This is a genomic window from Kitasatospora sp. NA04385, from assembly GCF_013364235.1.
In the GTDB taxonomy this organism is placed as follows: domain Bacteria; phylum Actinomycetota; class Actinomycetes; order Streptomycetales; family Streptomycetaceae; genus Kitasatospora.
In genome coordinates this window covers 3,516,131-3,530,282 of the sequence record NZ_CP054919.1, presented here as the reverse complement: position 1 = coordinate 3,530,282, position 14,152 = coordinate 3,516,131, and the positions used below count along the sequence as shown (strand labels likewise).

8 protein-coding genes and 1 tRNA gene are annotated in these 14,152 nt (G+C 71.7%); 8 read left to right on the top strand and 1 reads right to left on the bottom strand.

What is annotated here, in order from left to right:
* The first annotated feature begins 38 nt into the window (after positions 1–38).
* The 5 genes from HUT16_RS15570 to HUT16_RS15550 all read left to right on the top strand — a co-directional run bounded on the left by HUT16_RS15570 (position 39) and on the right by HUT16_RS15550 (position 5,935).
* Positions 39–245: a hypothetical protein gene (locus tag HUT16_RS15570; protein ID WP_176188776.1), complete on the top strand. Its 207-nt coding sequence runs from the start codon at positions 39–41 to the stop codon at positions 243–245.
* Positions 246–563: 318 nt separating this feature from the next.
* Positions 564–2,171: an alpha/beta hydrolase gene (locus HUT16_RS15565; RefSeq protein ID WP_176188775.1), complete on the top strand. Its 1,608-nt coding sequence runs from the start codon at positions 564–566 to the stop codon at positions 2,169–2,171.
* A 118-nt stretch (positions 2,172–2,289) separates the two neighbouring features.
* Positions 2,290–2,940: a leucine efflux protein LeuE gene (leuE, locus tag HUT16_RS15560; protein WP_176188774.1), complete on the top strand. Its 651-nt coding sequence runs from the start codon at positions 2,290–2,292 to the stop codon at positions 2,938–2,940.
* 108 nt (positions 2,941–3,048) lie between these two features.
* Positions 3,049–3,125 (top strand) — tRNA-Thr (locus HUT16_RS15555).
* A gap of 794 nt (positions 3,126–3,919) precedes the next feature.
* Entirely contained in the window at positions 3,920–5,935 is a 2,016-nt protein-coding gene (locus HUT16_RS15550; protein ID WP_176188773.1) for an N-6 DNA methylase, read from the top strand.
* A 24-nt stretch (positions 5,936–5,959) separates the two neighbouring features.
* On the opposite strand, the gene HUT16_RS15545 is transcribed toward HUT16_RS15550, so the two are convergent.
* Entirely contained in the window at positions 5,960–7,384 is a 1,425-nt protein-coding gene (locus HUT16_RS15545; RefSeq protein ID WP_303392140.1) for a serine/threonine-protein kinase, read from the bottom strand.
* A gap of 448 nt (positions 7,385–7,832) precedes the next feature.
* On the opposite strand from HUT16_RS15545, the gene HUT16_RS15540 reads away from it, so the two are divergent.
* From HUT16_RS15540 to HUT16_RS15530, 3 genes are read left to right on the top strand one after another with little or no spacing between them, the layout of a single operon-like run.
* Positions 7,833–9,356 (top strand): PD-(D/E)XK nuclease family protein, encoded by a 1,524-nt coding sequence (locus HUT16_RS15540; protein ID WP_176188771.1) that lies wholly within the window; start codon positions 7,833–7,835, stop codon positions 9,354–9,356.
* Positions 9,356–10,519, top strand: a complete 1,164-nt coding sequence (locus tag HUT16_RS15535; RefSeq protein ID WP_176188770.1) for a hypothetical protein — start codon at positions 9,356–9,358, stop codon at positions 10,517–10,519. Before HUT16_RS15540 ends, HUT16_RS15535 begins: the two co-directional genes overlap by 1 nt.
* A complete protein-coding gene (locus HUT16_RS15530) occupies positions 10,512–14,150 on the top strand; it encodes a hypothetical protein (protein ID WP_176188769.1) in 3,639 nt (1,212 codons plus the stop codon). Before HUT16_RS15535 ends, HUT16_RS15530 begins: the two co-directional genes overlap by 8 nt.
* Positions 14,151–14,152 lie beyond the last annotated feature (2 nt).

Below are 14,152 nucleotides of genomic sequence, written 5' to 3'. Positions count from 1 at the left end.
CAAGGCGCTGGCCGGGCGGCGGCGGAGGCCCCGGTGCGGTGGCCCCGCGGCTGCTGCTGGCCGCGGCGAAGCGGGACGCGGCCGCGCTGGCGTCCGGGCGGTCGGTGCAGGCGGCCCTGCGGGACGCCGGGGCGCGGGCCGAGGTGCGCACGTCGGAGGTGGTGCAGGACTACACGCCGGAGCGGGAGCGGCTGCGGCTGGTGCGGGTCGCGGTGCAGTACCTGGCGGAGCAACTGGCCAAGTAGCGGCGCGCCCGGCCGGGGCGGGTCGGCCGGCGCGCGAGTGCGAGTGCGGGTTGTTCGGCGCGAGGAACGGGCTGTCCGGTGCGGGAGGAGCGGGCCGCGTCGGCCGAACGGTGTGGGGGTGCGGGCCGTTCGGTGTGGGGCGTCGACCGTCTGGTGCGCGGGTGTGGGCCGTTCGGTGCGGGGTGTGGTGCGATCGGCGGTGTGATGATCGTCCGGCCGGGGTGGCGGCCGGTGCGGGGCGCCGGGGGCGTCGGCCGCGCCCGCTAGGCTCGGGCTCCCGGCCGCCGCGCCGTTCCCCAGGGGAGAGGACCCGTCGTCATGACAGTCGCCCGGAGCCGTCGGACGGCGCCCGCCGCCGTGCTGGCCGCCGCCGTTTCGCTGCTGCTGGCGGGCTGCAGCTCCGGGCACCCGAGTTCCTCCGGCACCCCGTCCGGCGCCCCGGGCCGGTCGACGGACAGCGTGACCGGCCGCCCCGCGCCGTCCGGGGCCACCCCGCTGGAGCCGCTGCCGACCGAGCAGCCGGCCGGCCTCGCCCCGTACTACGCGCAGAAGTTGGCCTGGAAGGCGTGCGACTCCGGGTTCGAGTGCGCGACCTTCAAGGTGCCGCTGGACTACGCGCACCCGGGGGACGGGCACGACGTGGAGCTGTCGGTGGTCCGCAAGCCGGCCGGCGACGCCTCGCGCCGGATCGGCTCGCTGCTGCTCAACCCGGGCGGCCCGGGCGGTTCGGCGACCGACTACGCGGAGCGGGTCGCGGCGCGCTACGACGCGAGCGTGCGGGCCGGCTACGACCTGGTGGGCTTCGACCCGCGCGGGGTCGGGCGCTCGGCGCCGATCACCTGCCTGACCGGCCCGCGGATGGACACCTACACCGGCACCGACCTCACCCCCGACGACCAGGGCGAGATCGACGCCGTGGTGGCCGCCGACAAGGAGTTCGCGGCCGGCTGCCGGGCCGGGGCGGGCGAACTGCTGGGCCACGTCTCCACCGTGGAGGCGGCCCGCGACATGGACGTGCTGCGGGAGCTGGTCGGCGACCGGAAGCTCAACTACGTCGGCAAGTCGTACGGCACCTTCCTCGGCGCGACGTACGCGGGCCTGTTCCCGGGCCGGGTCGGCAAGGTCGTCCTGGACGGCGCGATGGACCCCTCGCTGGACGCCGTCACCGGGAACCTCACCCAGGCCGGCGGCTTCGAGACCGCCTGGAAGGCGTTCGCCGAGGACTGCACCAAGCGGGACGACTGCCCCGTCGGGCACAGCGTGCAGGAGGCCGGGGAGAAGCTCACCGCGCTGTTCGCCGGGCTCGACGCCAAACCGCTGCCGACCGAGCAGAACCGCTCGCTGACCGAGTCCCAGGCGCTCACCGCCGTCGCCGAGGCGATGTACGCCGAATCGCTGTGGCCCTACCTGCGCGAGGCGCTGAACACCGCCCGGGCGGGCGACGGCAGCGGGCTGCTCAAGCTCTCCGACAGCTACTACGGGCGCGACAGCGACGGCAGCTACGACAACCTGATGTACGCCAACATGGCGGTCAACTGCCTCGACCTGCCGGCCCCGTTCACCGACCCGGCCGCGGTCGCCGCCGCCGTCCCCGCCTTCGAGAAGGCGGCCCCGCACTTCGGCCGCGACATGGCCTGGATGGCGCTGGGCTGCGCGTACTGGCCGGACGCGGCCACCGGCGCCCCGCACACCGTCCGCGCCGCCGGGTCCGACCCGATCGTGGTCGTCGGCACCACCCGGGACCCGGCCACCCCCTACGCCTGGGCGAAGTCGCTGGCCGGGCAGCTGGAGGGCGGGCGGCTGCTCACCTACGAGGGCGACGGGCACACCGCGTACCAGCGGCAGAACGCCTGCATCGACAACGCGATCAACGACTACCTGCTCGGCGGCGAGGCGCCCGAGAACGGGAAGACCTGCAAGGACTGACCGGACGGCGCGCCTCCGGGCGGGCGGGGCGTCAGGAGTGTTCCTGGGTGAAGGGGCTGGCAGCTACCATGGCGCAGCCCCTTCGGGGTTCCCGCCCGCCCGCTTCCTGGAGACCGCAGTGCTCGGAGTCCACGACCTGGCCACCTACGTCCTCGGCGCACTGGTCATCGTCCTGCTGCCCGGACCCAACTCCCTCTACGTGCTCTCCGTCGCCGCCCGCAAGGGCGTCCGCACCGGCTACCGCGCGGCCTGCGGCGTCTTCCTCGGCGACCTCACCCTGATCAGCCTCACCTCCCTCGGCGCGGCCTCCCTGCTCCGGGCCAACCCCGCGGTCTTCGCGGTGGTCAAGTTCGGCGGGGCCGCCTACCTGCTGTGGATCGGCTACGGCATGCTGCGCGCCGCCCGCGCCATGTGGCGCGACCGCGCCCTGGCGGCGGCCCCCGTCGAGGACGGCCCGGTCGAGGACGGCGAACGGCCCTTCCGCCGCGCCCTGGTGATCAGCCTGTTCAACCCCAAGGCGATCCTCTTCCTGCTCTCCTTCTTCACCCAGTTCGTCGAGCCCTCCTACGGCGCCCCCGTCCTCTCCTTCGCCCTCCTCGGCACCGTCCTGCAGACCTTCTCCTTCCTCTACCTCTCCCTGCTGATCTTCACCGGCACCACCCTCGCCAACGCCTTCCGCCGCCGCCGACGCCTCTCCGCCGGCCTCACCTCCTCCGTCGCCGTCCTCTTCGCCGGCTTCGCCGCCAAACTCGCCGTCTCCTCCACCTGACCCCCGCCCACCTCGCAGCCGCGTACGGATCACCCCTGGAAACTGTGTAGACTGGCGCGCGTTGCCGATGCGACCCTTGCCCCCACGGGCCGGGTCACCGGCAGCGGTGCCGCCTTAGCTCAGTTGGCCAGAGCAACGCACTCGTAATGCGTAGGTCATGGGTTCGAATCCCATAGGCGGCTCCATGGTGAAGCCCAACTCCTGTCGTTGATGCAGGAGTTGGGCTTCTTTGTGACCATGGAATCATGTCTGCATCGTCTGCTGAACCAATGCATGCCAGATGCATCGGGATTTGATTGCAGTGCGTAGCTACGGAGCGGGCAGCATCCCAAGAGTGTGGATCTGACCTGCGCTTTCTTGTGCCTTGCGGACGATGATGGCCAGCGCTGCGTGTAACTGCGGCTCCCGAACTTGCCCGAAACTTGCCCGGACTGGCAATGATCATGAAATGGGTCGGGCACGTCTGCTGTGGTCGCAATCAATCCCTCGTCGCTTTGAGTGACCTCTTTCCGGGGATGTTGCTGAAAGGATCAAGCTCGATGACCTCGTGGATGGCGGGCTCGAAGGCGCCCACGGCCGAGCACATCAGTGGGCGCCTGTGGGCCGGCGGCCGCTCCCAGGCTATGGCCCGCGCCACGGTGCCCATAGGCCCCCTATCGACGGGCTACCACCCGAGCCAGCAGGCCCACGCGGAGTCTCCTGGGCGCGAGCCAGGTTCGCCAGCCGCGCACGGACGGTTGGGAGTGTGAAGACCTGACCGGGCGGCTCTGCCCGCCAAGCCGCCCAGTCGGACAGAGCCCTCTGCAGCCTGGAGTTCGTCACCGGCGAGCTCCGCTGACCAGGGGCGGAGGCCCTCGGACGCACGTTTGGCGGCTCCGCGCTGCCCAGCCGTGGCGACTGCCTGATCGGTGCCCAACCGGTCTACTGTGTCCCCTCGGCACGCACCTGTGCCTCGGGGACACAGCATCAGGAAGGCGCCATGGCAGAGCAGGACGTTCCGGTGACCTTGACGCTCGCGGGGATCGGGCGGCTCGCGAACGTCGGCCGCGCGGCGGTGAGCAATTGGCGCAGGCGTCACGACGACTTCCCTGCGCCGGTCGGCGGCACGGACTCCAGTCCGCAGTTCTCGCTTCCCGACATCGAGGACTGGTTGCGCCGACACGGTAAGGTCGACGACTCCGTCAGCGGCTGGAACTGGCTCTGGCCGAAGGTGGAGGACCTGGGCGACTGGGAGCGGATGGGGCTGGTGCTCGCTGCGGTCGGCTCCGAGTTGACCGGCGTGCGGCCGGAGGGTCGAGAGCAGGCCGGGCTTGCTGCCCTCACCGTCGACGAGCGAGCACTGGTGCGGGAGGCGCGCACGCTTGCGGCTGAGGACCAGGGAAGCAACGGGTTCGGCCTCCTGCGCCACCGGTGGCTCGCGGTCCAGAACCGGCAGGTCGCCGCGCTCCCGCAGCCCCTGGCGGACACGATGGCGGCGCTCGCGGCCGCACTGCGCGACGGCGAGCCGGTCGAGCGGGTGCTGGACCCCACCTGTGGCGTCGGCCTGCTCTTGGAGGCCGCTGCCCGGAAGTGGCGGGAGTGCGGCTCGCTGCAGTTGACCGGCGTCGAGGCTGATCCCGTGCTCGCGCTGCTCACCCGTGTCGGACTCGCAGTGGCAGCGCCGGCGGCACGCGCGACGGTGCTGTGCGCCGATGCCCTCCTGACGGCGCCGCCGCTTCCGGCCCCCGTCGACGTCGTGCTGTGCAACCCGCCCGCCGAGGCACCAGGCTGGAGCGCCACCGAACTCGCGGCCGATAGCCGCTGGCGGTACGGGCTTCCCGCCCAGGGCGATCCGGAACTCGCCTGGGTGCAGCACATTCTGTCCGCCCTGAATACCACTGGTGTGGCGGTCGTCCTGCTGACGCCCTCGGTGGCCTCTCGCCGTAGCGGACGCCGGATCCGCGCGTCGCTGCTACGCGCCGGGGCCATCCACGGGTTGATCGCCCTCCCGGCTGGTGCTGCCTCTCCCTACGGGGTGGGGTTGCACCTTTGGCTGCTCCGCGCGCCCGGAAGCCGCACACCCGAATCGCCGGTACTCTTCGTCGACGCGGCTGACTGTCGTCATACCTCCTCCGGCGGCCAGAGCGTCGTTGACTGGGACCGCCTGCGTGAGCGCGCGCTCGCGGCTGTTCGTGGCGATGCCGTGACCCGTGCCGCCCAGGTACCAAGGGCGCAATTGCTCGCCGAGGATGCCGATCTGACGCCGACCCGGCAGCTGGCCTGGGAGCCGCCAGCAACACAGGTCGATCTTGGCCGTTCGTGGGCCGTGCTGGACCAGGCCATGCTGCGCGTTCGGGACGGCATGCCGTCGCTCCGCTCGCTGCGCGCGCTCGACGACGTCGCCGCTGCGGAGTCGCCGCGTGTGACCGTGGCAGAGCTGGAGCGGCTCGGCGCACTCACTGTGACGCCCGGCGCGCCGCTGCCGCCGGGCGAGCTCAGACGCGGCTTTCGCCCGGCCGACGCCATCGAGGTCCTCCTGCTGCGCCACCCCCGCCACGGGCAGGAGGAGGTCCCTTGGCTGGACTCGGGCGAGGCGGCCCGGCTGGATAGTGCCGGGCTGGTCCCGCTGACCGCGTTCGGTGACATCATCGTCTCCTCCTACGCCGCAGAGCACGAAGTCTTGGTGGAGATGCACGCTCCCCGTGCGCTCGGCGCAGGGCTGTTCCGGCTCCGGACGGACCCGGAACAGCTCGACCCGTTCTATCTCGCGTCCTGCCTGCGACTCTCATCGAACGCCTGGCGGGCTGGCTCGCATGCCCGGGCCTCGGCGCGGCTCAACGTCCGCCGGATGCGGGTGGTTCAACGCTCCCTGATGGAGCAGCGGGAGCTCGGGCAGATGTACCGGCAGATCGCTGAGTTTAGGGAGGCAGCAGCAGCCTTTGGCGCAGCCGCCGCGCAGGTCGACGAAGTGCTCGGGGCGCTGCTTGGGGATGGGAGGCTCCAGCGCGGCTCGTGAGCTGGGCGAGCAGACCGGTCGAACCTATGCCGATCCGGCCAGCCGTTCGCAGAGCTCGGCCACCTCTGTGGAGCTGCCGCAAGCGAGCAGTTCCTCGCCGACCTCGCGGCAGAGCGCAACGAGGTCGGGACGCGCGTCCTGTCCGAGTTCCAGTACCTCGCAGGCGATGCCGCACCAGTCTGGGGGCGCTTCCTCCGGGATCCGGTCCTCGTTGAGCTGGCTCTCGACCGCCCCGAGGCGTGCCCGCACCTGCGAGCCGTACGAAGGCGAGCCGGGGCCTACTCCCCGGAGCTGTCGGGCGACGGCCCGGAACCTGGACCCCGCCGAGACCCAGTCCCCCTCGGCTCGCGCGGCTTCGGCGCAGAGCAGCAGCGCGCTCAGGACGTCGCCGTCCGCATCGGTCCACCGCCTCCGCACCACAGGCAGCACGTCTACCAGCCGGCGCGCGCAGTCGCCTGGCCCCGCGTCCCGGAGTTCCTCAGACGCGCCAAGGCACAGGGACCGCAGCGCATCTCGGCTCGGGCCGCTCGTCGGCGACCGTCGCACCACGGGCCGACGCGTAGGTCCGCCTCGTGCGGGGGCAGACGGCGCGCTTGCGGTGCCTTCGAGGAAGGGCCGCTTGGGGTCGTACTGCTCGCCCGGGTTTCCGCGTGAGCCGGGCCTGGGCAGCATGTCGAGGAACGGGCGTTCGGCCACCTCTGGTGTCGGGCGCTCGCTGGGGGACTTCGCGAGCAGGCCGGCGACGGTCTCGTCCATCGCCTCGGACACGTCCCCGATCACCGTGGAGAGCCTCGGTGCCGGTGTGAGCCGATGGTGGTACTCCACCTGGAATTCGTTCCCGCCGTACTCGAAGACCGGACGCGCGGCGAAGAGTAGGAAGATCGTGCAGCCTGCGCCGTAGAGATCGGCCGGCGGGCCGGGGCTGCGCTCACCCTGGAGGATCTCCGGGGCCATGAAGCCGAGGCTCCCGGGTGTCCTGCCGACCGTGTGTCGGGTGGCCTGCGGATCCATCGGCAGGGAGATGCCGAAGTCCACCAGGAAGAGGCGCCCATCCTTGGCGATCATGATATTACTCGGCTTGACGTCCCGGTGGATGACGCCGCGCGAGTGGACCCGGCCGAGGATGCGCAGCAGCTGCACGGTGATCGCGGCGGCGTCGGCCCGACCCGGGCGCCTCTGGGTGAGCAGAGCCCGCAGGTCGAGGCCGTCCACGTATTCGGTGACCAGATAGGGGCGGGCCCCGGTCAGCCGGCTGTGAACGTAGCCAGGAACGCCCTGACCGCTCAGCTCGCGCTGAATGTCGCACTCACGGTGGAAACGCTTCAGATCGGTTGAGGTCCACGGTCTGACGCGCGCGCCATCACCCGCGTGTGGATCCCACGGGGCCAGGAACTTGACTGCCACCGGCTTCCCTGACTCAAGGTCAATAGCCTTGCAGACGACGCCCATTCCTCCGCTGGATTCCCCTCCCATCAGCTCGAACCGGTTGTCAACCACCCGTCGCCTGGCCGATGAATCGGGCCACCGCGGCTCCACGCCTGATCTCCTCCACTCTACGTTCCGGTGCGGCCATGCCACCTGATGACACCTCAAGCGGAGAGGATAGTGCCTCACGCCCCGTCAGATGCGTATTGTTGCCCCCGTTCACAGCATGGCCCATTCTCGTGTCGTCAGTGAAACCGTCACCCAGGAGCCCGTCGTGCTTCGCTGGACCACCCCACCTGGGGTCATCGGGGATCCCGGTCTCGTTCGCCTAGGCATCCCGGCGCTACGGGACGATCCATTCGGCTGCCCCGCCCGAACAGCCCTGCGCGCTCGCCCGCTGCTGCGGGAGGAGTCCGGTCGGTCTCGGAAATCACCGGCCGAGACCTACGTGTTCCGCCCCTGGGAGCGGGTGGTGGACGCGGTCGAGTTCCGGGGGGTCACCCTTGCGGCCGCCTGTGAGGACCCCCGGCACTTCGCCTCATGCCTGCCCGGGCACGCCGCCTGGGCCCGGGAGGCAGCCGGAGCGTACCTCGACGCCGCCGGGCGCGAGCAGTGCCGTCGCGAGGCCGCAGGGCTGTACCGGATTCTCCCGGTCCGCGCCGAGTGGGTGGCGATTCGGCAGGTGAAGGACGACGCGGGCGAACGTCGAGTCGATACGCGGGGCGTCGACCAGTACGAGCGCCGTGCCTGGGGGCGCAGGTACGCGACCACGGACGGGTCGGAACGCGAGCTGTGGATCCCGTCCCTCACCCGCGCGCCCGCGACCCGGCCGCTGTCCGAGCTAGTTGCCGCTGCGGCTGTGCTCGTCTTCGGCGCGCCGACGGAGACGTACCCGTACGACGCCCGCTGGAAGCCCGATCCCCACGAGCCGGCTCCTCAGCGGGTCCGCGTACTGGGTATCGGACTTGGCGACGGCGCTCTAGCCGTGCTGCGCGACGAGGAGAGCGGCCTCATCGCCGCCGACTGGAGCGCGGCGGAGGTACGCCGGCTCTTCGCCGAGCACGTCGGCCCCCGGATAGCCGTCGCTCTCGACGGACGCGAGCGCCGGGCGAACCCTGGCTGTGCCGACTGCGTCCACATCGCTGGGTGCCCGATGCTCCCGCGGGCATCGGGGCTTCTCGGGGTCCCAGCGGCCCGCCCGGCGCGGAAGCGGCGCACGGTGTCCATGGCCGACCTGCGCGCCTTCCACGATTGCCCTGCCCGCTATCACCTGACGCGGGTCCTCAAGCTGCGGGAGACCGCGCCCGAGAACTCTGAGAACCTGGCCATCCGGCGCGGCCGCGCCGTCGACGCTTGGCTGAACGCGCGGCACGCAGATCCGGACCGGGTGCCGTGTCGGCGGGTGGCCCTGCCCGACCGGCTGCCCGGACTCGCCGCGGAGGAGACCGGGCTCGCACTCGACATGATCCGCCGTCATCGCGGAAACTGCCCTCTCGACCGGATCGGTACCGACGAGGACTGCACACCCCAGCGACAGGTCACAGTCCTGGATCCGGTGGCGGATGTGGTCGTGGTTGCCTCGTGCGACCTGGTCCACACCGAGCGGGGCGGCGTCGTCGTACGCGAGACCAAGACCTCGGTACGCGGACTGTACCGTGGTGCGGACCCGCTGGAGAGGTATCCCCAGTTGGCGTTGGCGGTGCTGCTTGTCCGATCCGGCGCGCTGGGCGGGGAGATCAGGCGCTCCCGGGTCGAGCTCGAATTGCTGCGTCCGGACGGCGTCGCCGAGGAGGAGTTCGCGCCGGACGACCCCGCGACGGTCGAGCGGGCCCGCACCGCACTCGCCGCGTACACCGAGCCCTGGGCCCGCGCCCGGGAATATCCGGAGGCCCCGCGGGAGGGCTATGACTGCGCCGAGTGCGAGGCGCGGCGTTGGTGCGCTACCGGTCTCGCGCGCAGCGCGGGCAACTCGGCTCCGCCCGAGGGGACTGGCTGATGAACCGACACGCCGACATTCCGCCCCCCGACTGGGCTGCCCTCGCGGCCTGGTCCGCGTACGACGGTGTGCCGCTTCTGCGCACGCTCGCCCAAGCGCTCTGCCTCCTGGAGCAGCAGAATGGCCTTCTCGAGTTCACCCTCCCTTACCCGGCTGCAGCCCAGCAGGCGCTCGACCGCACCGCCACCGCCTTTCTGCTGCACGGCGAACCGCCCCCCGTGTCCCTGGGTGAGCTCGTCACCCGATGTCGGACGATGTCACTGGAGGACTGGCCGCTTCGATTGCCGCCGGAGGTGGTCGGACCGGGCGACCGCCTGCTGGACGACCTCTGGGGTCGCCCCACCGAGCTGTGCCACGAGTGGGCCGAGCGGAGCGGAGACCCTGCCGCACGGCACCGGGACAACCTGGTGATCGGCATCGCCCTCGACCTGTGCCGGAGCGCCGGGGAGGAGGACTCCTACCGGAGCTTCCGCGGTCTGCTGGTCCGCAGGCCGGTACTGACCAATGCGCAGCTGTGGGGTGTTCTGGGAGACCAGGTGCTGGCGCCGGTCCACGAGCTCGTCAAGTTGATCTACCAGCCAGCGCCGCTCTCCTGGCGTCGGGACGGTCGCTACTGGACCTGCTCTCGCTGCCACACGCTGCTCGTGCCGGTGGGCCGCGACGAATGGTGGTGCGAACGCGACCAGTGCCGCCGACTGGGGGCTCCGACGCCGCGCCCGGTCCCAGACGTGGCCCCCACCGAGTCCGTCCGCCAGCTGGAGCGGCCGCTGCGGCAATTCGTGACCGGCCCCGGGCGCGCGGAGACGGAGCTGGAGACGGAGCTCCGGGCGATGGGGCTGGACGTCCTCATGTGGCCCGGCTACGACGCCTACGACTTGCTGGTCACCTTTCCCGACGGGTGGCGCTGGGCGCTGGACGTGAAGGACCGGGCCAACCCCTACTTCCTCGGCCAGTCCGCAAAACCGGTGCCGCGGACCCCGCCGTACGACGAGGCATTCTGGGTCGTCCCGAAGCACCGGGTCGCCGCACGCCGGAATTACCTGGCCGCGTTCGAGCGCGGGCGTCCCGCCGCGCACGAGGACGTCGTGCTGGTGCCTGACCGGGTACTGATCGACCGCGCGGCGCAGCGCCTGCGCGGGCTGAGGGGGGTGGGCCATGCGTGACGAGGTCAGCTGGTGCAAGGACGTGGTCAGGGAACTGACGCCCGGCTGGGCCGGGCTGGTCGGCGCGGCCGATGGCACGAAGCCCGTCCAGGTGTGCCAGACCGAGTTGGGCCTGCGGCTCCTGGAGCGGCTTGCGCCGCATGAGGCGGCCGAGGGCGCCTACACCCTGTTCGGCGGTTATCCGTTCGCCCGGGCCGCTGGCCTGGTGCTCACCGAGGCGGACGAGACCATGCTCGACGCCGCCCGGTACCTGCTGTGGAAGCTGCGACGCAGCCACGCCTGGCGGCAGCGCCTAGAGGCCTACCGGGAGCTGCCGGCGCACGTCCGGGCCTACGATGTCCCCGCGCCGGGGACCGGCCAGCCGCCGCGTCCTGTGCTCCCTGTCGTTGCCCCCGGCCGGCTCCGGGCGTACGACCGGGCGCTCTCGCAGCGGCCCGCCTTCGTGCGGCGACCGCTGCGACTGGCTCCGGCCGGCGTGAACAGCTTCCGAGAGAACCGCCGGACGGCGTCGGTCACCATTCCGCAGGAGCTGGTCTTCGACCGGCCCGCCGGACACGACCTGGCCGTGGGGCGGCGCGGCAGCGGCCGGCCGCTAGTCCTGCGCCGGAGCGAACTGCTGGCCACCGCACAGTGGATGGACCAGCAGGAGAAGGAGGCTGGTGTCGGCCGCGGGTACTGGGAGCAGCGGCTGGCCGAGGTGCGCTTCGCGCCGCGCGACCCCGACGGCCAGGGCTTCGGCATCCGCGACGAGCTCACCTTGTCCGGCATGCTGCACTTGGTTGGCATGGTCGGGGCCGGCAAGAGCACGCTGATGACCCTTGTCGCGGTCTGGGCGGCACAGCGGCGCCCGGTCCCGCTGCGGACCACGCTCGTCGTGGGAGACGTGGCCGAGCAACTGCGGCTGTGCGAGGTCTTCGCCGGGCTGGGCCTGGACGCCGTCCCACTGCTCGGCTCCAGCACGCGGGAGACCCATGTGCAGCGGTTGCACCGTCGTCTGGTCTCCCGCGGCCTGGACAACCTCCTCGACCACGACGACCGTGCCTTCGACGACCTGAGCACCGTGTGCGTGGTCAGCGGGCTGCGCGGCGCCGAGACCGAGACGCCGCTGCGCTACGCCGACGCCCCGTGTGTCGGGCTGGTCCCCCAGACGGACGAGGCGAACGATAGCGACCGGCCCGCCGATCCGCTGGCTGCGCTGCGCCGCGCCAGCGCCGACGCTGCCGCCCGTCCCGGCCGGGCAACCCCCAGAGGTGAGGACGAACCCCTCGGCCCGCCGCGTGGCTGCCCGATCTGGGCGCACTGTCCGCGCCACGGGACGGCTCGTCGGCAGGTGGAGACCTTGATCTGGGTCGCGAACCCGGCCAGCCTCGTCCAGAGCCCGGTGGCCGCGCACCTCAACGACGAACGGCTGCGCCAGGCCGAGCTGGCCTGCCTGCTCAGCGACATCGTCTTCGTCGACGAGGCCGACAGCGTGCAGATGCGTCTGGACCAGCTCTTCGCCCCGTCAGCAACGCTCGTCCAGCCGAACCTGGAGTCCTGGCTCGACCGGCTGCACACCCACAAGATCGAGGAGCTGTGCCGGCAGGCACGGCTGCCGCTGACGGACCGGCAGGTGCGCCAGTGGAACACCGCGCTCGGCGGGGTCACCGTCGCCGTCGACCCGCTGTGCCGTCAGCTGATCGCCGAGGCCGATGTCCAGGAGTGGGTAGAGACCGAGTACTTCAGCCCCTGGACGCTGCAGCAGAAGCTGCTCGACGAATGGTTCGCCACCGACGGACCGGACCCGCAGCTCCCTGAGACGTACCTCTTCGAGGGCTATGACGACGATGAGGACCCCAACGGTACGGACCCGACCGAGCCCCCGGTCGACCCGGTCCGCAAGGAGCTGACCGACGCCCTCGATGTCTTCCGCGACGACCCCTTCGGCGAGCAGGGCCCGTACGGAACCCTCACCGACGCCCTGGTCGACACCGCCGGCGACCTGCTGCACGGCCTGTCCGCGACCCGCACCCGGCAGCGGCTGGACGAGCTGGTCGGCCGGATGCTTTCGGCCGTCCACCAAGGCGCGGCTGTGCCGGACCGTCCCGCGGAGTGGTGGGACCTCACCTCCCGCAAGGTCGGCTTCGTGCTGCTGCTCAGCGCCCTGCACCAGCGACTGGACCGGCTCACTTTCCTGTGGCCGCAGGTCGAGGCGGCGCTGCGGCTGGACACCCAGGGCAAGGAGCTGTCCCGGCGCGCCCCGCTCGACTACGCACCCGTCGTCCCCGAGTCCCCCATGGGCAACGTCCTCGGCTACCAGTACCTCCCTGACGAGGAGGAACGCGATGCCGTCGGCCGATTCGGCGGCACACTGCGCTTCTTCCGCAGCGCCGGCGTCGGACGCGAACTGCTGCTGCGGCTCAGTGAGTTCGGTGCCGACCGGGCCGCGGACCGGCCTGGGCCGCACGTGGTACTGATGTCTGGCACCAGCTGGGCCGGCGAGTCCACCCGCGCCCACGTGCTCACCCCGGTCGGCGCCGTCCTCGTGCCGTCCGACGAGGCGACCTCGGCAGTCGCGCGCACCCGTTTCGCAACGCGCTTCCTCTACGACCAAGCCGGACGCCCTATGAGCCTGTCCGGCACCAAGCCGAAGGACCGGCTTGCGCAGGCGCGCGCCATGGCCATGAAGCTGGCTCGGCCAGCCCTGCCGGGCACCGCGTCCCCGCTCGACCAGGAGCTCGCCCAGATCGGCGACGACAACCGCCGACGCGCGCTGCTGCTCGTCGGCAGCTATCGGGAGGCCTTCGCGGTCGCCGACGCGATGGACGCTGAGGACCGCTGGCATGGCCGGGTCCGCGTGCTCGTCTCCGACGACGCTGACCTGGCCCAGGCCCTGCACGGCACCGGCTTCGCCGAGGACGGCGGCGCGGCGGCAGCCCTCCGACGAGGCGACCTCGCTCGCTTCGCCGAGGACCCGAGCGCCGAGGTCCTGGTCGCCCCCCTGCTCGCCGTCGAGCGCGGTCACAACATCCTCAATTCCGAACATCAGGCCGCGTTCGGCACCGCCCTGTTCTTGGCTCGGCCGCACCCGCGCCCTGACGACCTCGCCCTCGCCATCTTCGCGATCAATGACTGGACGAGCCGCTTCGTCAGGGACATCCAACGCGACGACAAGCGCGAGGGCCCGGCCACCTTCTCCGAGCTCGTGGCACGAGCCACCTCGCTCGACCAGGCTGGCCAAGCGATGCGCCACGAAGGCCGTCAAGAGTGGCGTCGGCTACTGCGACGCCGGTATGTGTACACCTATCTGCCACCGTGGGAGAAGCGCGCATTTGCCTGGGACCAGCTGGTGACGATGTGGCAGGTCATCGGCCGGCTCGTGCGCGGGGGCGTACCTGCGCGGGTGGTCTTCGTTGACGCCGCATTCGCGCCGCGCCTGGCCCGCTCGCTCGCGACCGCCCCGACGGACCCCAGAGCACCTCGCGTACCCGGCCGGCCCGACGGGCTGCTGCAGGCCCTCGGCTCCGTCCTCCAGCCCTACTTCAGCGGCGCCGGACCGGAAGGCAGTGCGGCCGATCCCGCCGACGCTCAGCTTGTGCGGCTGCTCTACCAGCCGTTCTACCAGGCGCTGTGCCGACTCGATCACCACTGACC